Genomic DNA, 25,812 nt, shown 5'->3' with positions numbered 1-25,812 from the left:
GCGCAGAGAGGTGGCACGCATGACGGACAGAAGGCTCTGGTCCTACAAGGACATCGCCGCGCACATCCGGGTGCAGCCGGACACCGTCCGCTCCTATCGCAAACACGGCCTTCTCCCGGCTCCGGACCATGTGGAGAGCGGTAAGCCGTACTGGTACGCGGACACCATCCGCACCTGGGTCGCCGCCCGTCCGGGCAACCGGGGCCGACGGGAGTAACCGCCCCAACCCGGTCACCCGCTTGGCCCACTGACCCGGGGGCCACTCGCCTTCATACCCCCTAGGGGTATATAGTCGTGAGTGTGGAGGCGCACCGGCCTTCCCGTGGTCCCCCTGGGCCCCCGCCGCCACATCCATTTGTGCTCGTCGAAGAGGAGAACACGATGACCGCCGAGACCCAGCTCCCCCAGGCGACCGGCTCCTGCTGCTCGCCCAGCGGTTCCTGCCACGACAGTGCGGGCGCGGACGCCGCGGCGCAGGGCGGCGTGACCACCGTCTACCAGGTGACCGGCATGACCTGCGGACACTGCGAGGGCGCGGTCTCCGAGGAGATCTCCGGCATCAAGGGTGTCACCTCGGTGAAGGCCGTGTCGTCCACCGGGCAGGTGACGGTCGTCTCCGAGTCCCCCCTGGACGAGGAGGCCGTGCGCGCGGCCGTCGACGAGGCGGGTTACGAGCTCGCCGGCCGGGCCGCCTGACCGCTTCGGGATCCACCGCAACCGCATCACCCCTTTGCCGCCGGGCCGGGCCGACCAGCAGATACTGGTGGGGCACGGCCCGGTCGGCGTTTCAGGAGTTCGGACATGCACAGCGCAACAGATGTCGAGGTCCCGGCAGCGGAGAGCTCGGAGGCCGAGCTCACGATCGGCGGGATGACCTGCGCGTCGTGCGCGGCCCGCGTCGAGAAGAAGCTGAACCGGATGGACGGGGTCACCGCCACCGTCAATTACGCGACCGAGAAGGCCCGGGTCGCCTTCGGTCCCGGGACCGGTCTCGCGGATCTGATCGCCACGGTCGAGAAGACCGGGTACACGGCGCAGCCGGTGCACCGCCCGGCACCGACACCGCCCGCCCCGGCTCCTCCCGCACCGGCGCCGGCCGCCCCGGCAGCGGCTGCGGAGACCGATGACAGTGCCGGGACCGACACCGGCACCGGAGCCGGGGCTGACGGCGACACCGACCGCGACACCGCTCTCGCCACGCTGCGGCAACGGCTCATCGTCTCGGCCGTCCTCGCCGCCCCCGTCGTGGTGCTCGCGATGATCCCGGCCCTGCAGTTCGACAACTGGCAGTGGCTCTCCCTCACGCTCGCCGCCCCCGTCGTCGTCTGGGGCGGGCTGCCCTTCCACCGCGCCACCTGGACCAATCTCCGGCACGGTGCGGCCACGATGGACACCCTGGTGTCGGTCGGGACCCTCGCCGCCTTCGGCTGGTCGCTCTGGGCGCTGTTCCTGGGCGACGCCGGCATGCCCGGCATGCGCCACGGCTTCGACTTCACGGTCTCGCGCGCCGACGGGGCCTCCACGATCTATCTGGAGGTCGCGGCCGGGGTCGTCACCTTCATCCTGCTGGGCCGCTATCTGGAGGCGAAGTCCAAGCGGAAGGCCGGTTCCGCGCTCCGGGCGCTGATGCACCTGGGTGCCAAGGACGTCGCGGTGCTGCGGGGCGGTACGGAGGTACGCGTCCCCGTGGGCCGGCTGGCCGTCGGCGACCGCTTCGTCGTCCGCCCCGGCGAGAAGGTCTCCACCGACGGCACCGTCGTCGAGGGCGCGTCGGCGGTGGACGCGTCCATGCTCACCGGCGAGTCCGTGCCCGTCGACGTGCGGGCCGGGGACTCCGTCACCGGCGCCACCGTGAACGTCTCCGGCCGGCTCGTCGTCGAGGCCACCCGGGTCGGCGCCGATACCCAGCTCGCCAGGATGGCCCGGCTCGTCGAGGACGCGCAGAACGGCAAGGCCGAGGTGCAGCGGCTCGCCGACCGGATCTCCGTGGTGTTCGTCCCCGTGGTCCTGGCGATCGCCCTGGTCACCCTGGTCGTCTGGCTGCTGGTGACGGACGACGTGACGGCCGCGTTCACGGCCGCCGTCGCCGTACTGATCATCGCCTGCCCGTGCGCCCTGGGCCTCGCCACCCCGACCGCCCTCATGGTCGGCACCGGACGCGGCGCCCAGCTCGGCATCCTCATCAAGGGCCCCGAAGTCCTGGAGACCACCCGCCGCGTCGACACCATCGTCCTCGACAAGACCGGCACCGTCACCACCGGCAAGATGACCCTCCAGAACGTCCACACCGCCGACGGCACCACCGAGACCGACGTCCTGCGCCTCGCCGGCGCCCTGGAACACGCCTCCGAACACCCCATCGCCCAGGCCGTCGCCACCGGAGCCACCACACGCACCGACGCACCCCTCCCCACCCCCGAGGACTTCACCAACGTCCCCGGACTCGGCGTCCAGGGCGTCATCGACGGCCACGCGGTCCTCGTCGGGCGCCCACGGCTCCTCACCGACGCCGGAATCGGCATCCCCGGCGCCCTGGCCGCCGCGATGGCGGAGGCCGCCGCCCGGGGCCGTACCTCGATCGCGGTCGCCTGGGACGGCGAGGCACGCGGTGTCCTGGAGGTCGCCGACGCGGTCAAGGAGACCAGCGCGGCGGCCGTCGCCGACCTCCACGCGCTCGGCCTGACGCCGATCCTGCTGACCGGCGACAACCGGGCCGTGGCGGAGGCGGTCGCGGCCGAGGTCGGCATCGAGGAGGTCCGCGCGGAGGTGCTGCCCGAGGAGAAGGCGCACGTCATCGAGCGGTTGCAGGCTCAGGGGCGGGCGGTCGCCATGGTCGGCGACGGGGTCAACGACGCGGCTGCACTGGCCACCGCGGACCTCGGTCTGGCGATGGGAACCGGCACGGACGCCGCGATCGAGGCGAGCGATCTGACCCTCGTTCGTGGAGATCTCAAGGTGGCCGCCGATGCCATCAGGCTCTCCCGACGCACCCTGGCCACCATCAGGGGCAACCTTTTCTGGGCATTCGGCTATAACGTTGCCGCTCTACCCCTTGCGGCATTTGGCCTGCTCAACCCTATGATTGCGGGAGCGGCGATGGCCTTCTCCTCGGTCTTCGTCGTAACGAACAGCCTGCGCCTGCGGTCCTTCACGTAATTTCCACAAGGAGACTTAGATCACACCGTTTGGGGGGTAACCATTCGGTGGGTTCGCGAGTCTAAGAGTGCGATGCCAAGGGATGTCTTGGGGGACGTCCGACGGAGGGTCTTGGGGGACGCTCCGGGCAAGCGTGGGCCGGGGCACGTGCACCGGGGAGCTTTGAGCGGCCCTCCCGTCCGTACGTACCCCGGCAGACCGCAGGCGGCACGCGCAGGCGGTACGAGGAAAAGCGCAGGACCAGCAGGACCCAGCAGTACCGAGGAACCCAGGAGCTTCGGCTCCCACTGAACGCCCGGCCGGATCCCGTGGGGGGAATCCGCACCGGGAATGGGAAGCGCCTCGTTGTCGGCCCGTGGGGGGATCGACGGCGGGGCGCTTCTCGCTTTCCTACGGGAGCGCTCCCGCGTCCGGGCGCAGCGCCCGGCACGCTCCGGGCAAGCAAATCGCCCCGGACACCGCGCTCTGTGCGAAAGCGCGGCAGTCGGGGCGAAGGCAACCGGCCGAGGGCCGGGGTGGAGCAGGGGCGATCCGGGGTGGTGCGGAGGTCAGCGACCCTCGACCGGGACGAAGTCGCGCAGGACCTCGCCGGTGTAGATCTGGCGCGGGCGGCCGATGCGGGAACCCGGCTCCTTGATCATCTCGTGCCACTGGGCGATCCAGCCCGGAAGCCGGCCGATCGCGAAGAGCACGGTGAACATCTCGCTCGGGAAGCCCATGGCCCGGTAGATCAGACCGGTGTAGAAGTCCACGTTGGGGTAGAGGTTGCGCGAGACGAAGTACTCGTCGTTGAGCGCGTGCTCCTCCAGCTTGAGCGCGATGTCGAGCAGCTCGTCGGACTTGCCGAGCGAGGACAGCACATCGTGGGCCGCGGCCTTGATGATCTTGGCGCGCGGGTCGAAGGACTTGTACACCCGGTGGCCGAAGCCCATCAGGCGGACGCCGTCCTCCTTGTTCTTCACCTTCTGGATGAAGCTGTCGACGTCGCCGCCGTTGGCCTGGATGCCTTCCAGCATCTCCAGCACCGACTGGTTGGCGCCACCGTGCAGGGGGCCCCACAGCGCCGAAATGCCGGCGGAGATCGAGGCGAACATGTTCGCCTGCGAGGAGCCGACCAGACGCACGGTGGAGGTCGAACAGTTCTGCTCGTGGTCCGCGTGCAGGATGAGCAGCTTCTCCAGCGCCGAGACGACGACCGGGTCCGGCACGTACTCCTGGGCGGGGACCGAGAAGGTCATGCGCAGGAAGTTCTCGACGTAGCCAAGGTCGTTGCGCGGGTAGACGAACGGGTGACCGATCGACTTCTTGTACGCGTACGCCGCGATGGTCGGCAGCTTGGCCAGCAGCCGGATCGTCGAGAGGTGACGCTGCTCCTCATCGAACGGGTTGTGGCTGTCCTGGTAGAACGTGGACAGCGCACTGACGACCGAGGACAGCATGGCCATCGGGTGGGCGTCGCGCGGGAAGCCGTCGAAGAACCGCTTGACGTCCTCGTGCAGCAGCGTGTGCTGGGTGATCTCGTTCTTGAAGGTCGACAGTTCGTCGACCTTCGGAAGCTCACCGTTGATGAGCGTGTACGCGACCTCAAGGAACGTCGACTGCTCGGCGAGCTGCTCGATGGGGTAGCCGCGGTAGCGCAGGATGCCCTGCTCGCCATCGAGGTAGGTGATGGCCGATTTATAGGCAGCGGTGTTGCCGTATCCGCTGTCCAGCGTCACCAGACCGGTGTTCGCCCGGAGCTTCCCGATGTCGAAGCCCTTGTCGCCGACGGTGCTGTCGATCACCGGGTAGGTGTACTCGTCATCGCCGTACCGCAGTACTACAGCGTTGCTGGTGTGCTCGCTCACGTCATCCCTCACCGACGTAGTGCCTCTTCTTCGAGGTTCCCTGACTGTCTCCACCCTCCCCCATTTGGCTCAGGAGAGTGCACTCGGGGTCGTCCATTGGACCTACTCGCGGCACTGAGTGCCGCGAACTTATTCATCCTGCCCCCTTGACTGCGGTTCCGGAAGACCTCCGTGATGTTTGCCACCGATTTGATCGATCATTTTTCGGAGCGTCCGGCAATCGGGGGGTGGAAGAAGGAGCGGGGCTGGGTGCGTGCAGCTGCAAGGCGGAGGATTGAGGCATGGCGGAGCCATGGTGATTGACGACAACGCCGCAGATACGCGTGCCCAGCCCCGCGACGCCACCCCCCGGTTGCCGGACGCTCCTCAGGAGGATCCTCCTTCCACACCTCCGCGCAGCCGGTAATCCAGCGCCGTACAGCGTCTGCCTGCGGAAACCGTGCGGACCGCCTGGCCGATCGCCTGCCGGGAGCCGACCAGCACGACGAGCTTCTTGGCCCTCGTCACGGCCGTGTAGAGCAGGTTGCGCTGGAGCATCATCCAGGCGCTCTTCGTCACGGGGATGACGACGGCCGGGTACTCGCTGCCCTGGGAGCGATGGATCGTCATGGCGTACGCGTGGGACAGCTCGTCGAGCTCGTCGAAGTCGTAGCTGATCTCCTCGTCCTCGTCCGTGAGCACGCTCAGCTTCTGTTCGTCCAGGTCAAGGGCGGTGACGACGCCGACGGTCCCGTTGAAGACACCGTTCTCGCCCTTGTCGTAGTTGTTGCGGATCTGGGTGACCTTGTCGCCGACCCGGAACACCCGGCCGCCGAACCGCTTCTCGGGCAGATCGGGGCGGCCCGGGGTGATGGCCTGCTGGAGCAGCCCGTTGAGATGACCGGCCCCGGCGGGGCCGCGGTGCATCGGGGCGAGCACCTGCACGTCCCGGCGCGGATTCAGCCCGAACTTGGCCGGGATACGCCGGGCCGCGACGTCCACCGCAAGCACCCCGGCGTCCTCGGTCTCGTCCGCCACGAAGAGGAAGAAGTCGCTGAGCCCCTCGGTGAGGGGCTGTACGCCGGAGTTGATCCGGTGGGCGTTGGTGACGACGCCGGACTGCTGGGCCTGGCGGAAGATGGTGGTCAGCCGGACCGCCGGGACGGGGCTGCCACCGGCGAGCAGATCCCGCAGCACCTCCCCCGCGCCGACCGAGGGCAGCTGGTCCACATCGCCGACCAGCAACAGATGGGCGCCGGGTGCCACGGCCTTGACCAGCTTGTTCGCGAGCAACAGGTCGAGCATCGACGCCTCGTCGACGACGACCAGATCGGCGTCCAGCGGACGGTCCCGGTCGTACGCCGCGTCGCCGCCCGGCTTGAGCTCCAGCAGCCGGTGCACGGTGGAGGCCTCGGCGCCGGTCAGCTCGGAGAGCCGCTTGGCCGCCCGGCCGGTGGGCGCGGCCAGCACCACTTTCGCCTTCTTGGCGCGGGCCAGCTCCACGATGGACCGGACGGTGAACGACTTCCCGCAGCCGGGCCCCCCGGTCAGGACGGCCACCTTCCGGCTGAGCGCGAGCCGCACGGCGGCCTCCTGCTCGGGGGCCAGCGTCGCCCCCGTACGCCCCGCGAGCCACTTCAACGCCGCGTCCCAGTCCACGTCCCCGAAGGCCGGCATCCTCTCCTCCGGCGTCCGCAGCAGCCGCCGCACCTGCGAGGCGAGGGAAATCTCGGCCCGGTGGAACGGCACCAGATAGACGGCCGTGATCGGCTCACCGCCCTCGGGCGAGGGCACCTTCTCCCGTACGACACCCTCCGGCTCCGCGGCGAGCTCCGCCAGGCACTCGATGACGAGCCCGGTGTCGACCTGGAGGAGCTTGACCGCGTCCGCGATGAGCCGCTCCTCCGGCAGGAAGCAGTGCCCCTGATCGCTGGACTGCGACAGCGCGTACTGCAGTCCGGCCTTGACCCGCTCCGGGCTGTCGTGCGGAATGCCGACGGCCTGGGCGATCCGGTCCGCGGTGAGGAAGCCGATGCCCCAGACGTCGGCGGCCAGCCGGTAGGGCTGGTTCTTCACGACGGAGATCGAGGCGTCCTCGTACTTCTTGTAGATACGGACGGCGATGGAGGTCGAGACGCCGACGCTCTGGAGGAAGACCATGACCTCCTTGATCGCCTTCTGCTCCTCCCACGCGGCGGCGATCATCTTCGTCCGCTTCGGCCCGAGCCCGGGGACCTCGACCAGGCGCTTCGGCTGCTGCTCGATGATGTCGAGGGTGTCCACGCCGAAGTGGGTGGTGATCCGGTCGGCCATGACCGGACCGATGCCCTTGATCAGCCCGGAGCCGAGGTAGCGGCGGATGCCCTGGATGGTGGCGGGCAGGATCGTCGTGTAGTTCTCGACGGTGAACTGCTTGCCGTACTGCGAGTGGGAACTCCAGCGTCCCTCCATCCGCAGCGATTCACCGGGCTGCGCCCCGAGCAGCGACCCGACGACGGTGAGCAGGTCGTTGCTCCCCCGGCCGGTGTCGACGCGCGCGACCGTGTAGCCGTTCTCCTCGTTGGCGTACGTGATGCGCTCAAGTACGCCTTCCAGGACGGCCATGTTGGGCGTGGACGATGGCGTCGAGGACGTCGCGGAGGACCTGGTGGACATGGATGCGACGGTACCGGGCGGGGCTGACATCGCGGGGTCCGCTCCGGAAGCCGGCGTACGCCGAACCCGAGGCGTCCCGTAACACTCGGTGTTACCGGGACGATATGGCAACCGAGCGCTTTTCCATCAGCATGTCGGCCGAGGTCCGCGACCGCATCAGAGAACATGCGGCGGCCGCGGGACTCGATGTCTCCACGTTCCTCACGATCGCCGCCCAAGCGCAGATGGACCAGCAGGACCGCGTCAGGAGGATCTTCAAGCCGTTCGAGGAGGCCCGCGCGGAGGCCGAGGAGCAAGCAGGCACCGGCACTTGGGCGGGCGACGAAATCGAACCGACCAGGGAAGAACGGGCGGAGGTCGAAGCAATCCTCGGCCGGTCCTCCCCCAACGAGGCCGCCGCGTGACTGTCGTCGTCTACGACACCGGCATGCTGATGGCGTTGGTGAGCCAGGACCGCCGGGCCCACATCCTGCACAAGGGCTTCGTAGGAGCAGGTGGACACCAGCCGATCGTCCCTGGTCCCGCCCTCTCACAGGCGTGGCGAACAAGCCCGAAGACCGCCTATGCGTGGAAGCGCCTTCTCGCCGACGTCGTCGTACACCCCGGAGCCAGGACCCGCCTTCCCCAGGAGCAGGCGCCCCGCTGCCTTCCCTGTGCGGGAGGAATGACCATCGAGGACTGGAAAACGATCGGCGCCATGATCGGCGCTGCCGCACTTCCTCCCAAGAAGCGTCCGGACCCGGTGGATGCGCCGGCCGTCTTCGTCGCTGCCGCACACGGCGGAGGCGTCGTACTGACCTCCGACACCGACGCCATCGAGGCGTACGCCGCCACGCTGCCCGGGGCCGACGTGTCGGCCGTAGCCATCTGAGCGACGACTCCTCCTGGCCGTGACGGTGCCCGTGACTGCGACGGCCCTGGGCCGGCACGGGAGTGGTCAGCCTGCCACCGCGGTGAGGGAGCGGTGGTGCTTCGGGGCCTCGATCTCGTCGATCAGCGCGACCGCCAGGTCCGCGTAGGAGAAGGACGGGGCACCGTCGGCCATCACCTGCCCGCCGCCCGTCCGGTACCGGCCGGTCCGTGGGGCCTCGTTGTCCAGCATCACGGGCGGCGGGGCGATGACGAGCCAGTCGATGTCCGTCTCGGCGGCGCGGAGAGCGTCGAGTTCGGCGGTGTGACCGAGCGAGAAGGCCCGTGCCTCCTCCGGGAATCCGGGAGCGTCGTGGACGGCCACACCGGGCGCGGTCTCCAGGACGGACCCGATGCCGATGAGCACCAGCCGGCCGACCCCGGCGCGGGCCAGGCCGTCCAGCAGGGCGTGGGCGGCGCTCACGTAGAACTCGTCCGAAGGCATGTCCATCCGGCCGGCCGCGCTGATCGCCGCGTCATGCCCGGCGGCGACCTCCGCGACGCTGTCCGCCCGGGTGACGTCACCGGCGACCACGGCCACGCCGCCCCCGGCCAAGTCCCCGTACGCGGCCGGGTCGCGGACCACCGCGGTGACCTGGTGCCCGCGCGCCACGGCCTCGGCCACCGCACGCCGTCCGGCGCGTCCGCCCGCCCCGAAGATGACAATCCTGCTGCTCATGGGGATCCCCTCGACAAAGCCGACGGATCGTCGGCCGATGCCTCGGAAGCTAGCTCCGCACCCCATGGTTTCCGCAACGATAGTTACGTACGCTCAACAGGGTGAGCCAACCACTTGATCCCGAAATGTTCACCGGCTGCTCCCACACCACCTCGCCGTTCCGGATCGGCGGCAAATGGACCCCGAAGATCATCCGGTGCCTGGAGTCCGGCCCCCGGCGCTTCTCCGAACTGGAGGTCCCGCTGCGCGGCATCACACCGAAGGTGCTGACGGAGACCCTGCGCTCGATGGAACGGGACGGCCTGATCACTCGTACGGTCGGCGGCGGGATCCCGCCTCGGGTGGACTACGAACTGAGCCCGCTCGGACGGACGTTGCTCGCACCGATGGCCGCCTGCTGCGCGTGGGCGGCGACGCATCTGCCGGAGCTGGAGGGTGCGCGGGAGGCGTACGAGGGGGACCTTGCCCCCGAGTCCCTGCCCAAGGGGGCCGCCACGCGCTGAGCGGGGCGCCGTCACCCGGCCGCGCACCGACGCTGCTCGAAACCCATGGGAAAACATGCCCCGGCAGTGTCCGTGAAACCCCCGTGGAGGCCCTCCGGGGGCCCGTGGAGCGGGGCGCGTGGCGGACGTGGGTGAGGGTGGCGCTCCGCTCCTCCCGCGGCGCCAGAAGGCTTACTGGACGCCCTACACATGCACTCTGACCTGGCCTTACACACGCGCCCCTCCTAAACTTCCCTCATCGGAAAGGGGGTTCCGGATGGACCGGAATGTGCGCTCGGTCGAGGACGTTCTGCGGCTCATGGACGACCTGTTCGCCCCTGAGGCGGACCGGTGGACGGAGAAGGCCGGGGACTGGTGGGACGGCTTCTACGAGGACCGGTCGAAGCCGGTGCCGTTCTTCGTGGCGAAGCCCGACGAGACGCTCGTCTCGTATGTGGAACGCGGGATGGTCGCCCCCGGACGCGCACTCGACCTGGGCTGCGGGCCGGGGCGCAACGCGCTGTATCTCGCCTCGCTCGGCTTCGAGGTGGACGCGGTCGATCTGTCGCCCGGGGCCGTCGCCTGGGCCGAGGAGCGGGCCGGGGAGGCGGGTGCGGACATCCGGTTCCACTGCGGGGACGCCTTCGCCGAGGGAGCGCCGGAAGGACCGTACGACCTGATCCATGACTCCGGGTGCTTCCACCATCTGCCGCCGCACCGCCGGATCACGTATCTCGCTTACGTGGACCGGGTTCTGGCGCCCGGCGGCCATCTGTCGCTCGGCGCTTTCGCCTCCGGGGAGATGGGTTCGGAGCTGCCCGATGTGGAGCTGTACCGGACAGCCCGACTCCATGGCGGTCTGGCGTACACCGCGGAATCGCTGCGCTGGATCTTCACGGGTCCGGACGGGGTGACGGGAGGGCTGGAGGAGATCGAGCTGCGCCGGATGCGGGACGAGCCGGCCGAATCGCCCTGGTTCGGTGAGAAGTTCATGTGGGGGGCGTTGTTCCGGAGGCCTGAGGAGGTCCGCCCGGACTCCGCACGAGCGTCCAATCACGAGGAAGGTCGGCCGACAGCAGGGCCGTGACCTCAGCGGGCGGGAAGTCCGGCCAACTGCGTTCCACTTCGTGCCGGCGGTTCAACCGCCGGTCCAGGAAGCGTTGCGTGCGGATCAAGCCGTCCGCGGCCGCAGCAGGGCTCAGCCGGCCGTCGGCCGTGGCCTCGGCGTACTCGTCAAGGTCCAGGAGGCGGTAGGGGTGGTCGGGCGGCCCGACGATGACGTCGATCCACAGGTCGTCGACCCGCAGCAGCTCACCGTCCTGGACGACAGCGACCAGGTCGCAGTACCACCAGCCCTGCTGCTCAGAGGGAAAGAGAACCGGCTGGTTGATCTGGATCCCGTCGTCGAGCAATACGAAGCTGCGCTGGATGTAGTGCTGTCCTTGCCGCTCGAAGCCCCAGTCATAGGCGACAACATCCCCCTGCCTGAGGCCCGCGGCCCGAAGTCTCCCGTCCCGCAGGACGGTTACCGGCGTTCCGGGGCGTGCCGTCGATTCAGTCACGGCGCCCAGCCTGCCATGGGTCACCGCGGCCGAGCACTCGCCCATTCACGTCACTCCGGAAGGCGAAACGGGGCCCGGTCTTTCGACCGGGCCCCACTCGCTTTCCCCTCCGTCGGGGCTTCCCTATCCCCCCGGATCCCTCCCCGGAAGCGTCCGACGACAGATATGACCCGGGAGGACGCCCGATGGTTGTACGTCTTGGCAATCTCTTTGCCTCAGAGGCTCGGAGGGCCCGGTCGTCGGCTCAGCAGGCGTGCTCCGCGTAACGGGCCGCGACCTCCGCCAGGACCTCCGCGCCGTCGCGCGCCCACAGATCCTCGTTGAAGATCTCCACCTCGATCGGGCCGTCGAAGCCGGTGGCCTCCACCGCCGTGCGGAAGGCGCGGAAGTCCACGCTGCCGTCGCCGAGTTGGCCGCGCCCCAGCAGGACGCCCGCCGGGAGCGGGGTGATCCAGTCGGCGAGCTGGAAGGAGTGGATCCGGCCCGCCGCACCCGCGCGGGCGATCTGGGCGGGTGCCTGGTCGTCCCACCAGAGGTGGTACGTGTCGACGACCACGCCGACCTGCTCGGCCGGGAAGCGTTCCGCGATGTCCAGGGCCTGCGACAGGGTGGAGACGACGCAGCGGTCCGAGGCGAACATCGGGTGCAGTGGCTCGATGGCCAGGCGTACTCCCCGTTCGGCCGCGTAGGGGGCCAGTTCGGCCAGCGCGTCGGCGATGCGTTCGCGGGCCCCGTACAGGTCCTTGCTGCCCTCCGGGAGGCCGCCCGACACCAGGACCAGCGTGTCCGTGGACAGGCCCGCCGCCTCGTCGAGCGCCGCGCGGTTGTCGTCCAGGGCGCGGGCCCGCTCGGCCGGGTCGAGGGCGGTGAAGAAGCCGCCCCGGCAGAGGCTGGTGACCGACAGGCCGGAATCCGCGAGGAGTTGAGCCGTGCGCTCGACGCCGTACTCCTGGACGGGGGCCCGCCACAGGCCGATCTTGTCGATGCCCGCCTTCGCGCAGCCCTCGGCGAGTTCGGGCAGCGACCACTGCTTGATGGTCTCCTGGTTGATGGAGAGCCGGCCGTCACTCATCGGGTGCCTCCGTTGACCGTAAGGAGCGCGCGCATCCGGGATTCGGCCAGTTCCGGGTCGGGGAACAGGCCCAGGCGGTCGGCCAGTTCGTAGGCCTTCGCCAGATGCGGCAGCGAGCGGGCCGACTGGAGGCCGCCCACCATCGTGAAGTGGTCCTGGTGGCCGGCCAGCCAGGCGAGGAACACCACGCCCGTCTTGTAGTAGCGGGTCGGGGCCTGGAAGAGGTGACGGGACAACTCGACCGTGGGGTCCAGGAGTTCGCGGAACCCCTTCGTGTCTCCGGTGTCCAGGACCCGTACCGCGTGCGCGGCCAGCGGGCCGAGCGGGTCGAAGATCCCGAGCAGCGCGTGACTGAAGCCGCGGTCGTCGCCGGCGATCAGTTCGGGATAGTTGAAGTCGTCCCCGGTGTAGCAGCGCACCCCGCTCGGGAGGCGGCGGCGGACGTCGATCTCGCGCTCAGCGTCGAGGAGGGAGATCTTGATGCCGTCGACCTTGTCGGGGTGTTCCGCGATGACCTGGAGGAAGGTGTCGGTGGCCGCGTCCAGGTCGCTGGAGCCCCAGTAGCCGTCCAGCGCGGGGTCGAACATCGGGCCCAGCCAGTGCAGGACGACCGGTTCCGTGGCCTGGCGGAGCAGGTGCGCGTACGTCTCCAGGTAGTCCTGCGGGCTCTTCGCCGCGGCGGCGAGCGCGCGCGAGGCCATGAGGATCGCCTGGGCGCCGCTCTCCTCGACGAGGGCGAGCTGCTCCTCGTACGCGGAGCGCACCTCGGCGAGCGTGGCCGGGCCCGCGGGCAGCTGGTCGGTGCCGACGCCGCAGGCGATGGCACCGCCGACGGACTTGGCCTCGGCGGCCGAGCGGCGGATCAGTTCGGCGGCTCCGGCCCAGTCCAGGCCCATGCCGCGCTGGGCGGTGTCCATGGCCTCGGCGACGCCCAGACCGTGCGACCAGAGGTGGCGGCGGAAGGCGAGGGTGGCGTCCCAGTCGACGGCGGCCGGGGAGTCCGGGCTGATGTCGGCGTACGGGTCCGCCACGACGTGGGCCGCGGAGAAGACCGTACGGGAGGCCAGGGGTGCGCCACCGGGGGCGAGGTCGAGCGGGGTGGTGCGGGGCTCGTACGGGCCCTGCGGGAGGTGGATGGTCACGTGGTCAACTCCGGTGTGCCCTGCGGGAGGTGCATCGTCATGGTGTCCGCTCCGGTGCTACAGGGGTGGGACGCCGCGTCACAGGGTCAGCTCCGGGACGTCGAAACGGCGGCCCTCGGCGGAGGACTTGAGGCCGAGCTCGGCGAGCTGGACGCCGCGCGCGCCGGCCATCAGGTCCCAGGTGTAGGGCTCGTCCAGCACGATGTGGCGGAGGAACAGCTCCCACTGGGCCTTGAAGCCGTTGTCGAAGACCGCGTTGTCGGGGACTTCCTGCCACTGGTCACGGAAGGACTCGGTGACCGGGAGGTCGGGGTTCCAGACCGGCTTGGGGGTGGCCGAGCGGTGCTGGACGCGGCAGTTGCGCAGGCCCGCGACGGCGGAGCCGTGGGTGCCGTCGACCTGGAACTCGACGAGCTCGTCCCGGTTGACGCGCACCGTCCAGGAGGAGTTGATCTGGGCGACGGCGCCGCCCTCCAGCTGGAAGATGCCGTACGCGGCGTCGTCCGCGGTCGCGGCGTACGGCTTGCCGTGCTCGTCCCAGCGCTCGGGGATGTGCGTCTGGACGTGCGCCTGGACGGTGGTGACCCGGCCGAACAGCTCGTGGAGTACGTACTCCCAGTGCGGGAACATGTCGACGACGATGCCGCCGCCGTCCTCCGAGCGGTAGTTCCACGAGGGGCGCTGGGCCTCCTGCCAGTCGCCCTCGAAGACCCAGTAGCCGAACTCGCCGCGCACGGAGAGGATCTCGCCGAAGAAGCCGCCGTCGATGAGGCGCTTCAGCTTCAGCAGGCCCGGCAGGAAGATCTTGTCCTGGACGACGCCGTGCTTGATGCCGGCGTCCCGGGCGAGGCGGGCGAGGTCGAGGGCGCCCTCGACGTCGGTGGCGGTGGGCTTCTCGGTGTAGATGTGCTTGCCCGCCGCGATGGCCTTCTTGATCGCCTCGACGCGGGCCGAGGTGACCTGGGCGTCGAAGTAGATGTCGATGGTGTCGTCGGCGAGGACCGCGTCGAGGTCGGTCGACCACTCGGTCAGACCGTGCTGCTCGGCGAGCGCCTCCAGCGCGTGGGCGCGGCGGCCGACGAGGACCGGCTCGGGCCACAGCACGTCGCCGTTGCCGAGGTCGAGGCCGCCCTGCTCGCGGATCGCGAGGACCGAGCGCACCAGGTGCTGCCGGTATCCCATGCGACCCGTGACGCCGTTCATGGCGATGCGCACTGTCCTGCGTGTCACGAAAGTTCCTCCATACAGCCGTAGCAAGCGCTTTCTATGCGGTATGACGCTAGCCTGCCGACAGCGGCCTGGACAAGAGGGGGCGCGCTGATTGGTTTGGTCCACTCCCCCTCGATCACTCCTCGGAGGAATGCGATGACAGTCACCCTGGCGGATGTGGCGGCTCGCGCCCGGGTGTCCCCGGCCACCGTTTCCCGTGTGCTGAACGGCAACTACCCGGTGGCGACCTCCACCCGGGAGCGGGTCCTGCGTGCGGTGGACGACCTGGACTACGTGCTCAACGGGCCCGCGAGTTCGCTCGCCGCGGCCACGTCCGACCTGATCGGGATCCTGGTCAACGACATCGCCGACCCGTTCTTCGGGATCATGGCGGGGGCGGCCCAGACGGAGATCGGCGGTCCGGGCGACGGCTCGGGCCGGGCGGGCGGCGAGAAGCTCGCGATCGTCTGCAACACGGGTGGCACCCCGGAACGCGAACTCACCTACCTCACCCTGCTCCAGCGCCAGCGCGCCGCAGCCGTCGTCCTCACCGGCGGCGCGGTCGAGGACCCGGCCCACCAGGCCGCGATGTCCGCGAAGCTGGCGAAACTCGCGGACGCGGGCACCCGGGTGGTCCTGTGCGGGCGGCCGCCGCTGCCCGACAACGCCTCCGTGGTGGCCGCACTGGCCTTCGACAACCGGGGCGGCGGCCGGCGCCTCACCGAGCATCTCCTCTCGCTGGGCCACCGCAACATCGGCTATGTCGCGGGCCCGGTCGAGCGGACCACGACCCGGCACCGACTGGAGGGCCACCGCGACGCGATGAAGGCCGTGGGGCTCGTCGGCGACGAGGAGCGGCTCACCGTGCACGGCTCCTACGACCGCCGCTCCGGCTACGACGCCACGCTCGAACTCCTGCGCCGGGAACCGGAGATCACCGCCGTCGTCGCGGCGAACGACACCGTCGCCCTGGGCGCGGCCGCGGCGATCCGCGACCGCGGGCTGCGCATCCCCGAGGACATCTCGGTGGCGGGCTTCGACGACCTGCCGTTCTCGGTGGACGTCGTCCCGGCCCTGACGACCGTACGGCTGCCGCTCGTCGAGGCGGGGGCGCGGGCGGGCCGGCTGGCGACCGGCAAGGAGGCCCCGCCGCCGGGCGGCATCGCGACGATCGCCGCGGAGCTGATGGTGCGCGGGTCGACGGCCGCGCCCCGGGGGTGAGTCGGGCCGCCGGGACCGGGGTACGCGTCGGACGTGTCCCGGTCCGTACGGTGCAGGGGCACATTCCGACGGAAGGAACACGCACGTGAAGCTCGCTTTCTCCACCCTCGGGGTTCCGGGACTGCCGATGGCCGAGGTCGTCCGGCTGGCCGCCGAGCACGGCTACCAGGGGGTGGAGCTGCGCGCCCATCCCGAGGAGCCGGTGCACCCCGGGCTCTCGAAGGCCGAACGGGCCGGCGTGGCCGATGAGTTCAAGCGGGGCGGGGTCGAGATCCTGACCGTGGCGGGCTATGTGCGGGCGGCCGCCGAGGGGGACGACCAGCCGGTGCTGGACGAGCTCGCCGGGCTGGTCGAGCTGGCCCACGACCTGGGTGCGCGAAACGTCCGGGTCTTCCCGGGCGGCGGCGACCAGGACCCGGCGACTGCCGACGCGACCGCCGCGCGCCGACTGGCCGCCGCCGCTCCGTACGCCGCCGACCTGGGCGTACGCGTCCTGCTGGAGACCCACGACTCGCACCGCGCGGGGGTCGATGTCGCCCGGGTGGTCGGCACGGTGGGGCACGGGAGCATCGGCGCGCTGTGGGACATCATGCACACGTGGCTGGCGGGTGAGGAGCCGGTGGCGAGCCATGCGGTGCTGGCCCCGCACCTGGGATACGTACAGGTGAAGGACATCGCATCGGCCGAGGACACCACGCCGGTGGCCCTGGGCGCGGGGGTGCTGCCGCTGCGGGCGTGCCTGGACACGCTGGACGCGGACAGCTGGGTCTGCTGGGAGTACGAGAAGCGCTGGCACCCGCAGGCGGCGGAGCTGCCGGGGCTGCTCGCCGCGGGGCGCGAGCACCTGCTGCGGCTGGGGGCGCCGAAGGACTAGAGAGGGACGGGGCGAGCCCCGTCCACGAGCAGCAGGTCGACCCTCAGCGAGCGAACTTCTCGATGGCGGACGGGGTGACGGGGGTGAAGAAGTTGACGAGGTTGCCGTCGGGGTCGCGGAACAGGAGCGCGCGGTTGCCCCAGGGCATGGTGGTGGGCTCGTTGACGAAGTCCTTCACGAAGCCGGTCAGGTTCTTGTGCACGCTGTCCACGTCGTCGACGAGGAATTCGAGGATGACGCTGTGGTTGTCGGCCGGGCGGGCGGAGCCGGGCGCGAACAGAGGGACGGTGCGGGTGCTGCCGATCGCGAGGGTGGCGGAGGTGGTCCTGAGCTCGGCGAAGTCCTCGTTGGACCAGTCGGCGGGTACTCCGGTGGCGCGCTCGTAGAAGTCGACGAGGCGGGCGATGTCGCCCGTGATGATGCGGATGGAGACGAAGTCCATGGTTTTCTCCTGACTGGCCGGTGTTCCTGACCAGCACGCTACGACCGGTACCGGGCGGAATCCGCCCGGTATATGCGGGAGACTTCCGGGCATGCCCCGCCCCATTGCCCGCGTGCTCGCCCTGCTGGAACTGCTTCAGTCGGGCGGCATCCGGAGCGTGACCGAGCTCGCCGATCGGCTCGACGTCGACGAACGCACCGTACGGCGCTACGTCGGCCACCTCATCGACCTCGACGTGCCCGTCGAGTCGGTACGCGGCCGCTACGGCGGCTACCGGCTCGCCCCCGGCTTTCGCATGCCTCCGCTCATGCTGAGCGACGACGAAGCGCTCGCCGTGCTGCTCGGTCTGGTCGCGGGGCGGCGAGTCGGCCTGACGACGGCAACGGGCACGGCGAGCGAGACGGCGGCGGCCAAGATCCGGCGGGTGCTGCCCGAGCGGCTGCGCCTCAGGCTCGACGCCGTGCTCGGCTCGCTCGCCTTCACGACTCCGCCCGGCGCGGCAGCCACCCCGGAATCCGCGGTCCTGCTCCCGATCGCCGACGCGGTGAACCATCACCGGCCGGTCTCGTTCGGATACACCGCCGCCGACGGCCGGCGCAGCGAACGCACACTGCACCCCTACGGGATCGTCGCCCACTCGGGCAGGTGGTACGTCACGGCCGCGGATCTCACGACGGGCGAGGACCGGACGTTCCGGCTGGATCGCATCTCCGGTGTGAGGACGCTGCCCGGCTCGTTCGAGCCACCTGCCGGACTCGACCCGGCGAAGCGCGTTCTGACCGGGCTCGCGACGGCTCCGTACCGGCACGAGGTGACCCTGCGGGTCCAGGGGACGGCCGAGCAGATCCACGCCCGGCTGCCCGCCGGCGTCGCGATCGTGGAGGAGCTGCCGTCCCCGGGCGGCGCGGATCCGGAGACGGAGCGCTGGTCACGTGTCGAGCTGCGGGTGGACCGGCTCGACTGGCTGCCCGCTGTACTCGCCTCGCTGGACCGGCCCTTCGTCATCGACCGTCCGGATGAGCTCCGCGGTCTCGTCGAGGCTCTCGCCGAACGGCTCACGCACTCTGCCCGGCGAAGCCCGCCTCCCCCTTGCCGGTCAGCCTGAAGACGCTGTCTCACTTGGTGAGTCGTCGGTGGCAGATGAGGGTTGTTGCTATGCCGACGAAGGCGAGGAAGTGCTCGGGTTCTCGTTCGTAGCGGCGGTGCAGGCGTCGGCAGCCGGCCGGCCAGGAGACGGTTCGTTCGACGACCCAGCGGTGGCGGCCGAGTCGTTGCGGGGACTCGACGCCTTTCCGGGCAATGCGGTGGCGTATGCCGCGTCCACGGAGCCATCGCCGCAGGTGGTCGTAGTCGTAGCCTGTGTCCGCGGGTAGCTTTGCCCGGCGCCTGCGGCGCGGGCCACGGCGGGAACGAATCGATGGGATGCCGGGTATGAGCGGTTCCAGGACCTGGCTGTCGTGCATGTTGGCGCCGGAGATGCCGAGTGACAGCCGGCACAGAGCTGGGTGAGGGCGTCGGGCGCGGCGGAGCCAGGGGTGTCTCGAAATGCCCTGGGTTTACCATTGGTCGGGCTTCAAGGAAGGCGGCAGCTATGGCGGCCAGGCAGATTCCCAGCACCTCGACGTTGCTCGCCTTCGAGGCTGCGGCACGTCATGGCAGGTTTTCGCTTGCCGCACAGGAGCTGGTCGTCACGGAAGGGGCGATCAGCCGGCAGGTGGCACGGCTGGAAGCGTTTCTCGGGGTTCCCTTGTTCCTTCGGGGCGGCAATCGTGTCGAGCTGACGGCGCACGGGGCGCGCTATGCCGAAGAGGTGGGGCGGTCGCTCGTGTCGTTGGAGCAGTCAACGCTTCAGGTGATGGCGTCCCCGCCGCAGCAGCAAGTACTGGAGCTCGCGGTGATCGGAACGTTCGCATCCAGATGGCTGGTACCGCGGCTTCCGTTGTTCTCACGCGAACATCCGGACGTGATGGTAAATCTGAGCACTCGAAACGATCCTTTTGTGCTGAACGGCAGTGCGTTTGATGCTGCGGTCACCTTCGCTCATCCCGCGTGGCCGGAAGCTGAATCGAGGCACCTGTTCCGCACTTCCTTGATCCCCGTGTGCAGGGCTGATCTCGTGCCACGGGGACACAGCGCGACTTCTGGGGCATTGCCCCACTTGCCGTTGCTGCACAAGACGGCGACGCCTGAAAGTTGGCGTGGTTACTCTCGCGAGTTCGGGCTCGACCTTCAGGAAGCGACGGCCGGTGGCCGCTTCGAGCAGTTCTCCATGTTGATCGAAGCGGCTCTCGTCGGCTTGGGCGTGGCACTTGTCCCGTATCTCTACATTGCCGACGAATTGCGAACGGGGAAACTTGTTGCAGTCGGTCCGCCCGGACAGCAGACAGCCAAGGAATTCATCCTCGTCATCAACTCGCGGAGCTCTCGTTCGAAACTTCTCGACGAGTTCTCTGATTGGCTGGTGGCCGTAGCGGAACCCGACTCTCCTCCCGCCGCACCAGAAGCCGCGATTGCTCATCCCTCATCCGTGATCGAATAGCCTCCCTTTACCCGCTCGATCCGAGCAAATCCTCGGTCGTCGAGATGGGGACCAGCGACAATGAGCTGCTCAGCGCTGACCATGTCGAGCACCCGGACGCGCGTTTCGGCGGCGCGGAATGGATCGTTGTCCAGCGTGACCGATGCGTCGGGCCGCGTCACTTGGACGGTCGGGAAATGAACGGTGTCGCCCCAGAAGAACACGCTCTGGTCTTCGGAGCCGACGAGATAGCCCGTGTGGCCCTCCGTGTGGCCAGGAAGTGGTATTGCTGAAATCCCGGGCAAGACTTCACCTTGTGCGAACCTGCGGAGTCTGCCGCCATAGGCACCGAGGGCGTTGCGAGCTATCCGGAAGTTCCCCCGAGCGCGTTCGTTCGCATGTGCGAGGTTGCCGTCGTTCTGCCAGAAGGCGACCTCGCGCTGGTGAATCAGGAGTTCGGCGTTGGGGAAAACGGCACGCCCGGAACCGTCGAGCAGGCCACCGACATGGTCCGGGTGTGCGTGCGTAAGAAGAACAGCGTCAATATCCGAAGGTTGCACACCCGCCAGTGGCAGACCGGCCTTCAAGTGACCGCCCCATTGCTTGACGCCGCCGGCCCCGGCGTCCACAAGGATGGTGCGGTCGGCACCACGTACCAGGTAGCTGTTGATGTGCATAGGCGACTGATCGTTCAGCCCGCCTCGCCGCTGCAACGCCGAGGCCTCCTGACGGTCGACGTTCGTCAGCAGGTCCAGGCTCGCTGTGAGATAACCGTCACTGATGGCGGTAACCGTGTACAGGCCGATCTTTCGGGTGGGGAAGAGCGGGGGTGCCATTATTTTGCTCCTGTCTCTCGCTAGTTGAGGGCGTGAATGTGTTGCTTCGAGAAACTGAAGCAACGGATACGGGCGGTGAGGCCGATGGTATCCATGACCGCATCACTGACCTGTTGCATAAAGTGGCCCATGACCGCCGGCGGACGGAACGGCTCCTCGCGGAACAGGATTTCTGCGAAAACCGGGTGCCCCCTACCCTTTCGCACGGAAACGTAGATGATGTGCACGTTCTCGAGCGCAGCCTGCAGCGTGCTGGTGCACAGCTCAACACACTGGTCGGTAAGTGCTTCCAGTGACTCGTCCGACGGCATGGCCCCGGATTCCACGTACAGCGTCACGTTCGGCATGCCGGCCCTCTATTCGAAGGCTGCCGGAGATGCTGGGGCCCTGAGCTGAGGAGTTATCGCCACATAGACGTGGACACCATCCGGCAGCTTTGCGGGGAGCGTGAAACCAGAGTTCGTGGTCGCGGCCAGCCAGCGCTGTTCCGGGTTCTTCTCCATCGCGACGGCGTGCATGGGGTGCGGAACGAGGCCTAGCCTCGTCAGAGCATCGGGGCCGGTCGAGTCCAGAACCAAGTATTCGTTCGCAGAGATATCAGGCACCCGGCTCGGTCCGCTGTACAGGTTGCGGTGCCAGTCGATGATGTCGGGCTGCCAGCGGGCGAAATTTCCGCCGCCCTTCTCTGCGTACTCATCTCCACTGAGAACCTCCAGCCCTTCGACGGTATGGGCTGCGAGATAGGTGGGACATCCGGAAGTGATCGCCTTGAACCGCTGTGAGGTGTGAAAGCCCGTGACGGAGATGAGCGCAGGCAGCTTCATTTCGGAGTAGAACTCGTTCCACTCCTCTTCTCGCGTCGGCTCGGCAAAGCTGCACTCAACGGTATAGATCATCGGATACCTCTTCGCTGTGACTGATGCTCAAATAATAGATCCCCTACTGGCCCGATTAGTGCCCTTCAGTGCGATATTTCAGCAACCCAGAATGACCATAGGTCACGGTGCGAGCGCTGAGACAATCCGCAGACCGGTCAAGAAGTCAGTGCGAACGGATAACGCCTGAGACGCTGTCCAAGTCCTCGTGCCGGTCACCCCCGGCCGCTCGGAGACGTGGGCTGTCCGGCGCCGTCGAAGCCGCGCCGCCGGGCGGTTCGCGGTCCGGCCTCGACGGCGTGTTCCGGCTACCCGCGTACGGGGGCCGGCTCGGGCGCCCCCGGATCTGGGACGCGGGGGCGTCGCACCCCCGCGAGCGAGGTCAGGGCCACCCCGCCGACCAGCAGCGCCGCCGCGCACCACCGCAGCGGGCTCACCGACTCGTCGAGCAGCAGCGCGGCCGACGACATGCCGAAGACCGGCACGAGCAGGGTGAACGGGGCGACGGACGAGGCCTGGTACCGGCTGAGCAGGAATCCCCATGCCCCGAAGCCGAAGATCGTGACGACCCACGCGACGTAGACGATGATTCCGGCGGCGCTCCAGTCCAGCGCGGCGAGCGCGTCCCGGTCGCGGTCCCAGCCCTCGAAGAGCAGGGAGAGACCGAGCAGCGGCAGGACGGGCACGGTGGAGACCCAGACCATGAAGTTGAGGGAGTCGGGCGGGGCGGCCCTGCGGGTCAGGACGTTCGACACGCCCCAGCAGGCGGCCGCCGCGATCACCAGGACGAAGGCGAGCACGGGCCCGCTCGCCCCCTCGTCGACGGCGGCCACCCCGATCCCGGCGAGAGCCACCCCCATCCCCAACACCCGTACCTTCCCCGGCCGTTCGCCCAGCACGAGCGCCGCGAGGAGCGCGGTGAAGACCGCCTGCACCTGAAGGACCAGGGAGGAGAGTCCGGCGCCCATCCCCCGGTCCATGCCGATGAAGAGCAGGCCGAACTTGGCCACGCCCAGGGCCAGCCCCACCCCCACGATCCACTTCCACGCGACCTTCGGGCGGCCGACGAAGAACACCGCGGGCAGCGCCGCGACCAGGAAGCGCAGGGCGGAGAAGAGCAGCGGCGGGAAGTGGTCGAGCCCGAGCTCGATGACGACGAAGTTGACACCCCAGAGGGCGGCCACCAGGACGGCCAGGGCGATGTGGAGGGGACGCATGCACCGAGGGTCGCGCGCGCGGACCATGTAGCACCAGCGCGGATTTCTTCATGGTGGAATTGAGCATCGCTAATGATTCCCGAGAATCCCGGAGGCTCCGGTGCTCGATCTGGCCCGGCTGCGCGCCCTGCACGCCATCTCCGTCCACGGCTCGGTAGCGGGCGCCGCCGCCGCGCTCGGCTACACCCCGTCGGCGGTCTCGCAGCAGATCACCAAGCTGGAGCGGGAGACCCGCACGACGCTGCTGGAGCGTCGCGGGCGCGGGGTCGCGCTGACCGAGGAGGCCGTCCATCTGGCCACCGCGGCCCAGGAGTTGCTGGCGATCGTGGAGCGCGCCGAGACCTCACTGGAGGAGCGGCGGGGGCTGCCGACGGGGCGGCTTTCGATCGGCGCGTTCGCCTCTGCGGCGCGCGGGCTGCTGCCCGGGGTGCTGGCGGAGCTGGACCGTGAGCACCCGGCGCTGGAGGTGCGGCTGACCGAGGTCGACCCGCATCTCTCGGTGGACCTGGTGGCGAAGGGTGTGATCGATCTGGCCGTCGCGCACGACTGGGACATCGCCCCGCTGCCCGCTCCGGAGGGGGTGGCGCAGGCGGTGATCGGGGACGACCGGTGCGATCTGCTGGTGCCGGCGGGCCACCGGCTGGCGGGCCGGGACGGGGTGCGGCGCGAGGAGCTGGCGAAGGAGCGGTGGATCTGCCAGCCGCCGGGGACGGTCTGCCACGACTGGCTCGTACGGACGCTGCGCACGGCCGGGTACGAGCCGGACATCCGTCACCAGGCCGAGGAGAACCACACCCAACTCGCCCTGCTCGCCGCCGGTCTCGGGGTGGCGATGATCCCCCGCCTGGGCCGCGGGCCGCTGCCGGAGGGCGTGGTGGCGGTGCGGATCGATCCCGTGCCGGTGCGGCGGCTGTACGCGCTGTGGCGCACGGAGGCGGCGCGCCGTCCGGCGATCACGGCTGCCGCCTCGGCACTTCAGGCGCATGGGGCCGGTGTGGGGCTGCGGTAGGCGCAGGACGGCGCCGGGAGTGGATCAGGGTGCGCGGAGACTCGCTCAAAACGGTCCGCACCCTTGACCGGAAGTTATTTTCTGGATATCCGTGATCCTTGGCAGTTTCTTTCACCACGGATTCTTCCACCGCAGTCGCTTTCACCGCGTTTTCTTTCACCACCCCCTCGTCACCGAGTACGGCCGAAGGAGCTCACGTGCACGACCGCACCTCCAGACGCACCCTCCTCACCGCCACCGCAGCAACCGCTGTCGCGGCGGCTGCGGGTATGGCAGTCGCCCCCGGCGCCGTCGCCGCCCAGAAGTCCGCAAGCAGCAGCAACAGCCACGGCCACACCTCCGCCGCCACCACCCGGCGGCTGAAGCGGCTCATCTCCCGGATGAGCCTGGAGGAGAAGGTCGGCCAGCTCTTCGTCATGCGGGTCTACGGGCACTCCGCGACCGAGCCCGACCAGGCGGACATCGACGCCAACCTCGCCGAGATCGGGGTGCGCACCGCCGCGGAGATGATCGCCAAGTACCACGTGGGCGGCATCATCTACTTCGCGTGGGCGCACAACACCCGTGACCCGCACCAGATCGCCGATCTCTCCAACGGCATCCAGCGGGCCGGTCTGGCGGGGCCGAACTCCCTGCCGCTCCTCATCTCCACCGACCAGGAGCACGGCATCGTCTGCCGGGTCGGCGAGCCCGCCACACTGATGCCGGGCGCGATGGCGCTGGGCGCGGGCGGTTCGCGGTCCGACGCGCGGCAGGCCGGGCAGATCGCGGGCGCCGAGCTCGCGGCGATCGGCATCTGCCAGAACTACGCCCCGGACGCGGACGTCAACGTCAATCCGGCCAACCCGGTGATCGGCGTGCGTTCCTTCGGCTCCGACCCGCAGTCCGTGGCCGGGATGGTCGCCGCCCAGGTGAAGGGGTACCAGAGCGCCGGGATCGCCTCCACGGCCAAGCACTTCCCGGGTCACGGTGACACCAGCACCGACAGCCACACCGGTCTGCCGGTGATCACCCACACCCGTGAGCAGTGGGCCGAGCTGGACGAGCCGCCGTTCCGGGCCGCGATCGCCGCGGGCATCGACTCGATCATGACGGCGCACATCGTGGTGCCCGCGCTCGACCCGGCCGAGGACCCGGCGACGCTGTCCAGGCCCATCCTCACCGGCATCCTGCGCGAGGAGCTGGGCTACGACGGCGTCGTGGTCACCGACTCTCTCGGCATGGAAGGCGTGCGGACCAAGTACGGCGACGAGCGGGTGCCGGTGCTGGCCCTGCAGGCGGGCGTCGATCAGCTGCTCAACCCGCCGAGCCTGGACGTGTCCTGGAACGCCCTCCTGGCGGCCGTCAAGAACGGCGAGGTCAGCGAGGCCCGGCTCGACGAATCGATCCTGCGCATCCTGCGCCTGAAGACGAAGCTGGGCCTGTTCGACGACCCGTTCGTCAGCCACCGGGGCGTGGACCGTACCGTCGGCACCCGCTCGCACCTCGCCGCGGCCGACCGCATCGCGGAGCACACCACCACGCTGCTGGACAACCCCGGTGCGCTGCTGCCGCTCTCGCGCCGCTCGCACAAGAACCTGCTCGTGGTCGGCGCCGACCCGGCCTCCCCCTCGGGCACGACGGGCCCGCCGACCACCACCCTGGCCCAGGAGTTCAACGGGCTGGGGTACACGGCCACGGCCCTGTCCACCGGTACCGCTCCGACCCGGGCGAGCATCGACGCGGCGGTGGCGGCCGCCCAGGGCAAGGACGCGGTGGTCGTGGGGACGTACAACGTCACGGCGACCAGTGCGCAGCGGACCCTGGTGAGGGAGCTGGCCGCGACCGGTGTCCCGGTGATCACGGTCGCCATCCGCAATCCGTACGACATCGCCCAGCTGGCCGGGACCGGATACGCGGCGAGCCTGGCCTCGTACTCCTGGACCGACGTCGAACTGCGGGCGGCCGCCCGGGTGATCGCGGGCCGGGCCGAGCCGGAGGGGAAGCTCCCGGTGCCGGTGCAGCGCGCGGACGATCCCGCGCAGGTGCTGTACCCGGTGGGTTACGGGCTGACGTACTAACGGGGCGGGGCCGGTGGCGGTCGTGCGTGGTGTGCGCGACCGCCACCGTTGTCGCGTCCGCCCGGCGT

The 25,812-nt window shown here is 69.5% G+C and carries 25 protein-coding genes and 1 pseudogene; 13 read left to right on the top strand and 13 right to left on the bottom strand.

Annotated features, from left to right (window positions below):
* Positions 1-19 precede the first annotated feature (19 nt).
* From OG912_RS23345 to OG912_RS23335, 3 genes are all read left to right on the top strand, one after another.
* Complete coding sequence (locus OG912_RS23345; protein WP_326736246.1) at positions 20-217, top strand: helix-turn-helix transcriptional regulator; 198 nt, start codon at positions 20-22, stop codon at positions 215-217.
* Positions 218-381: 164 nt separating this feature from the next.
* The gene (locus OG912_RS23340) at positions 382-696 is read left to right on the top strand and encodes a heavy-metal-associated domain-containing protein (protein ID WP_327711113.1); all 315 of its coding nucleotides are present in this window, start codon (positions 382-384) and stop codon (positions 694-696) included.
* Between the two features lie 105 nt (positions 697-801).
* Positions 802-3,156, top strand: coding sequence for a heavy metal translocating P-type ATPase (locus tag OG912_RS23335; RefSeq protein WP_327711112.1), 2,355 nt, complete (start codon positions 802-804; stop codon positions 3,154-3,156).
* Between the two features lie 548 nt (positions 3,157-3,704).
* Here OG912_RS23335 and OG912_RS23330 read toward each other — a convergent pair.
* Complete coding sequence (locus OG912_RS23330; RefSeq protein ID WP_327711111.1) at positions 3,705-5,003, bottom strand: citrate synthase; 1,299 nt, start codon at positions 5,001-5,003, stop codon at positions 3,705-3,707.
* A 366-nt stretch (positions 5,004-5,369) separates the two neighbouring features.
* On the bottom strand, positions 5,370-7,637 hold the full coding sequence (gene recD2 / locus OG912_RS23325; RefSeq protein ID WP_327711110.1) for an SF1B family DNA helicase RecD2: 2,268 nt from the start codon (positions 7,635-7,637) through the stop codon (positions 5,370-5,372).
* A gap of 104 nt (positions 7,638-7,741) precedes the next feature.
* On the opposite strand from recD2, the gene OG912_RS23320 reads away from it, so the two are divergent.
* Positions 7,742-8,041: a hypothetical protein gene (locus OG912_RS23320; RefSeq protein ID WP_327711109.1), complete on the top strand. Its 300-nt coding sequence runs from the start codon at positions 7,742-7,744 to the stop codon at positions 8,039-8,041.
* Positions 8,038-8,508, top strand: coding sequence for a hypothetical protein (locus OG912_RS23315; RefSeq protein ID WP_327711108.1), 471 nt, complete (start codon positions 8,038-8,040; stop codon positions 8,506-8,508). Before OG912_RS23320 ends, OG912_RS23315 begins: the two co-directional genes overlap by 4 nt.
* A gap of 66 nt (positions 8,509-8,574) precedes the next feature.
* Here the strand turns inward: OG912_RS23315 and OG912_RS23310 are convergent, their stop codons facing one another.
* A complete protein-coding gene (locus tag OG912_RS23310; protein WP_327711107.1) occupies positions 8,575-9,225 on the bottom strand; it encodes an NAD(P)-dependent oxidoreductase in 651 nt (216 codons plus the stop codon).
* 125 nt (positions 9,226-9,350) lie between these two features.
* On the opposite strand from OG912_RS23310, the gene OG912_RS23305 reads away from it, so the two are divergent.
* A complete protein-coding gene (locus OG912_RS23305; RefSeq protein WP_327713517.1) occupies positions 9,351-9,728 on the top strand; it encodes a winged helix-turn-helix transcriptional regulator in 378 nt (125 codons plus the stop codon).
* Between the two features lie 256 nt (positions 9,729-9,984).
* Positions 9,985-10,794 (top strand): class I SAM-dependent methyltransferase, encoded by an 810-nt coding sequence (locus tag OG912_RS23300; RefSeq protein WP_327711106.1) that lies wholly within the window; start codon positions 9,985-9,987, stop codon positions 10,792-10,794.
* On the opposite strand, the gene OG912_RS23295 is transcribed toward OG912_RS23300, so the two are convergent.
* From OG912_RS23295 to OG912_RS23280, 4 genes are all read right to left on the bottom strand, one after another.
* On the bottom strand, positions 10,697-11,269 hold the full coding sequence (locus OG912_RS23295) for a DUF402 domain-containing protein (protein WP_327711105.1): 573 nt from the start codon (positions 11,267-11,269) through the stop codon (positions 10,697-10,699). The two genes, OG912_RS23300 and OG912_RS23295, sit on opposite strands and share 98 nt — an antisense overlap.
* Positions 11,270-11,513: 244 nt before the next feature.
* On the bottom strand, positions 11,514-12,341 hold the full coding sequence (locus OG912_RS23290; RefSeq protein ID WP_327711104.1) for a sugar phosphate isomerase/epimerase family protein: 828 nt from the start codon (positions 12,339-12,341) through the stop codon (positions 11,514-11,516).
* Entirely contained in the window at positions 12,338-13,483 is a 1,146-nt protein-coding gene (locus tag OG912_RS23285; RefSeq protein WP_327711103.1) for a dihydrodipicolinate synthase family protein, read from the bottom strand. Before OG912_RS23285 ends, OG912_RS23290 begins: the two co-directional genes overlap by 4 nt.
* Before the next feature lie 78 nt (positions 13,484-13,561).
* Complete coding sequence (locus OG912_RS23280) at positions 13,562-14,713, bottom strand: Gfo/Idh/MocA family protein (RefSeq protein WP_327711102.1); 1,152 nt, start codon at positions 14,711-14,713, stop codon at positions 13,562-13,564.
* Positions 14,714-14,848: 135 nt separating this feature from the next.
* Here OG912_RS23280 and OG912_RS23275 point away from each other — a divergent pair, with 135 nt between their 5' ends.
* Positions 14,849-15,913 carry a LacI family DNA-binding transcriptional regulator gene (locus OG912_RS23275; RefSeq protein WP_327711101.1) on the top strand — a complete coding sequence of 355 codons (1,065 nt, stop codon included), beginning with the start codon at positions 14,849-14,851 and terminating at the stop codon, positions 15,911-15,913.
* Between the two features lie 85 nt (positions 15,914-15,998).
* Complete coding sequence (locus tag OG912_RS23270; RefSeq protein ID WP_327711100.1) at positions 15,999-16,787, top strand: sugar phosphate isomerase/epimerase family protein; 789 nt, start codon at positions 15,999-16,001, stop codon at positions 16,785-16,787.
* 43 nt (positions 16,788-16,830) lie between these two features.
* Here OG912_RS23270 and OG912_RS23265 read toward each other — a convergent pair whose 3' ends face one another.
* Positions 16,831-17,229, bottom strand: coding sequence for a VOC family protein (locus OG912_RS23265; RefSeq protein WP_327711099.1), 399 nt, complete (start codon positions 17,227-17,229; stop codon positions 16,831-16,833).
* 91 nt (positions 17,230-17,320) lie between these two features.
* On the opposite strand from OG912_RS23265, the gene OG912_RS23260 reads away from it, so the two are divergent.
* Complete coding sequence (locus OG912_RS23260; protein ID WP_327711098.1) at positions 17,321-18,334, top strand: helix-turn-helix transcriptional regulator; 1,014 nt, start codon at positions 17,321-17,323, stop codon at positions 18,332-18,334.
* A gap of 10 nt (positions 18,335-18,344) precedes the next feature.
* On the opposite strand, the pseudogene OG912_RS23255 reads toward OG912_RS23260, so the two are convergent.
* Positions 18,345-18,719: pseudogene (locus tag OG912_RS23255) on the bottom strand (transposase); the annotation flags it as partial.
* 101 nt (positions 18,720-18,820) lie between these two features.
* Here OG912_RS23255 and OG912_RS23250 point away from each other — a divergent pair.
* Positions 18,821-19,768, top strand: coding sequence for a LysR substrate-binding domain-containing protein (locus OG912_RS23250; protein ID WP_327711097.1), 948 nt, complete (start codon positions 18,821-18,823; stop codon positions 19,766-19,768).
* Here OG912_RS23250 and OG912_RS23245 read toward each other — a convergent pair.
* The 4 genes from OG912_RS23245 to OG912_RS23230 form a co-directional block, all read right to left on the bottom strand.
* A complete protein-coding gene (locus tag OG912_RS23245; protein WP_327711096.1) occupies positions 19,744-20,583 on the bottom strand; it encodes an MBL fold metallo-hydrolase in 840 nt (279 codons plus the stop codon). The two genes, OG912_RS23250 and OG912_RS23245, sit on opposite strands and share 25 nt — an antisense overlap.
* Positions 20,584-20,603: 20 nt before the next feature.
* Positions 20,604-20,930 (bottom strand): hypothetical protein, encoded by a 327-nt coding sequence (locus OG912_RS23240; RefSeq protein ID WP_327711095.1) that lies wholly within the window; start codon positions 20,928-20,930, stop codon positions 20,604-20,606.
* A gap of 9 nt (positions 20,931-20,939) precedes the next feature.
* Entirely contained in the window at positions 20,940-21,479 is a 540-nt protein-coding gene (locus OG912_RS23235; RefSeq protein ID WP_327711094.1) for a hypothetical protein, read from the bottom strand.
* 287 nt (positions 21,480-21,766) lie between these two features.
* Positions 21,767-22,675, bottom strand: a complete 909-nt coding sequence (locus tag OG912_RS23230) for an EamA family transporter (RefSeq protein WP_327711093.1) — start codon at positions 22,673-22,675, stop codon at positions 21,767-21,769.
* A gap of 100 nt (positions 22,676-22,775) precedes the next feature.
* Between OG912_RS23230 and OG912_RS23225 the strand changes: the two genes are divergently transcribed.
* Positions 22,776-23,684, top strand: a complete 909-nt coding sequence (locus OG912_RS23225; protein WP_327711092.1) for a LysR family transcriptional regulator — start codon at positions 22,776-22,778, stop codon at positions 23,682-23,684.
* 197 nt (positions 23,685-23,881) lie between these two features.
* A complete protein-coding gene (locus tag OG912_RS23220) occupies positions 23,882-25,744 on the top strand; it encodes a glycoside hydrolase family 3 protein (RefSeq protein WP_327711091.1) in 1,863 nt (620 codons plus the stop codon).
* The last annotated feature ends 68 nt before the right edge of the window (positions 25,745-25,812 follow it).

The organism is Streptomyces sp. NBC_00464 (assembly GCF_036013915.1).
Taxonomy (GTDB): Bacteria; Actinomycetota; Actinomycetes; order Streptomycetales; family Streptomycetaceae; genus Streptomyces.
The sequence above is the reverse complement of the archived record's forward strand: the minus strand, read 5'-3'. Positions and strand labels throughout refer to the sequence as shown.

Coding starts and splice junctions, on each gene's coding strand:
- OG912_RS23345 (WP_326736246.1), top strand. CDS start 20: ATGACGGACAGAAGGCTCTGGTCCTACAAGGACATCGCCGCGCACATC.
- OG912_RS23340 (WP_327711113.1), top strand. CDS start 382: ATGACCGCCGAGACCCAGCTCCCCCAGGCGACCGGCTCCTGCTGCTCG.
- OG912_RS23335 (WP_327711112.1), top strand. CDS start 802: ATGCACAGCGCAACAGATGTCGAGGTCCCGGCAGCGGAGAGCTCGGAG.
- recD2 (WP_327711110.1), bottom strand. CDS start 7,637: ATGTCCACCAGGTCCTCCGCGACGTCCTCGACGCCATCGTCCACGCCC.
- OG912_RS23320 (WP_327711109.1), top strand. CDS start 7,742: ATGGCAACCGAGCGCTTTTCCATCAGCATGTCGGCCGAGGTCCGCGAC.
- OG912_RS23310 (WP_327711107.1), bottom strand. CDS start 9,225: ATGAGCAGCAGGATTGTCATCTTCGGGGCGGGCGGACGCGCCGGACGG.
- OG912_RS23305 (WP_327713517.1), top strand. CDS start 9,351: ATGTTCACCGGCTGCTCCCACACCACCTCGCCGTTCCGGATCGGCGGC.
- OG912_RS23300 (WP_327711106.1), top strand. CDS start 9,985: ATGGACCGGAATGTGCGCTCGGTCGAGGACGTTCTGCGGCTCATGGAC.
- OG912_RS23290 (WP_327711104.1), bottom strand. CDS start 12,341: ATGAGTGACGGCCGGCTCTCCATCAACCAGGAGACCATCAAGCAGTGG.
- OG912_RS23275 (WP_327711101.1), top strand. CDS start 14,849: ATGACAGTCACCCTGGCGGATGTGGCGGCTCGCGCCCGGGTGTCCCCG.
- OG912_RS23265 (WP_327711099.1), bottom strand. CDS start 17,229: ATGGACTTCGTCTCCATCCGCATCATCACGGGCGACATCGCCCGCCTC.
- OG912_RS23260 (WP_327711098.1), top strand. CDS start 17,321: ATGCCCCGCCCCATTGCCCGCGTGCTCGCCCTGCTGGAACTGCTTCAG.
- OG912_RS23250 (WP_327711097.1), top strand. CDS start 18,821: ATGGCGGCCAGGCAGATTCCCAGCACCTCGACGTTGCTCGCCTTCGAG.
- OG912_RS23245 (WP_327711096.1), bottom strand. CDS start 20,583: ATGGCACCCCCGCTCTTCCCCACCCGAAAGATCGGCCTGTACACGGTT.
- OG912_RS23240 (WP_327711095.1), bottom strand. CDS start 20,930: ATGCCGAACGTGACGCTGTACGTGGAATCCGGGGCCATGCCGTCGGAC.
- OG912_RS23235 (WP_327711094.1), bottom strand. CDS start 21,479: ATGATCTATACCGTTGAGTGCAGCTTTGCCGAGCCGACGCGAGAAGAG.
- OG912_RS23230 (WP_327711093.1), bottom strand. CDS start 22,675: ATGCGTCCCCTCCACATCGCCCTGGCCGTCCTGGTGGCCGCCCTCTGG.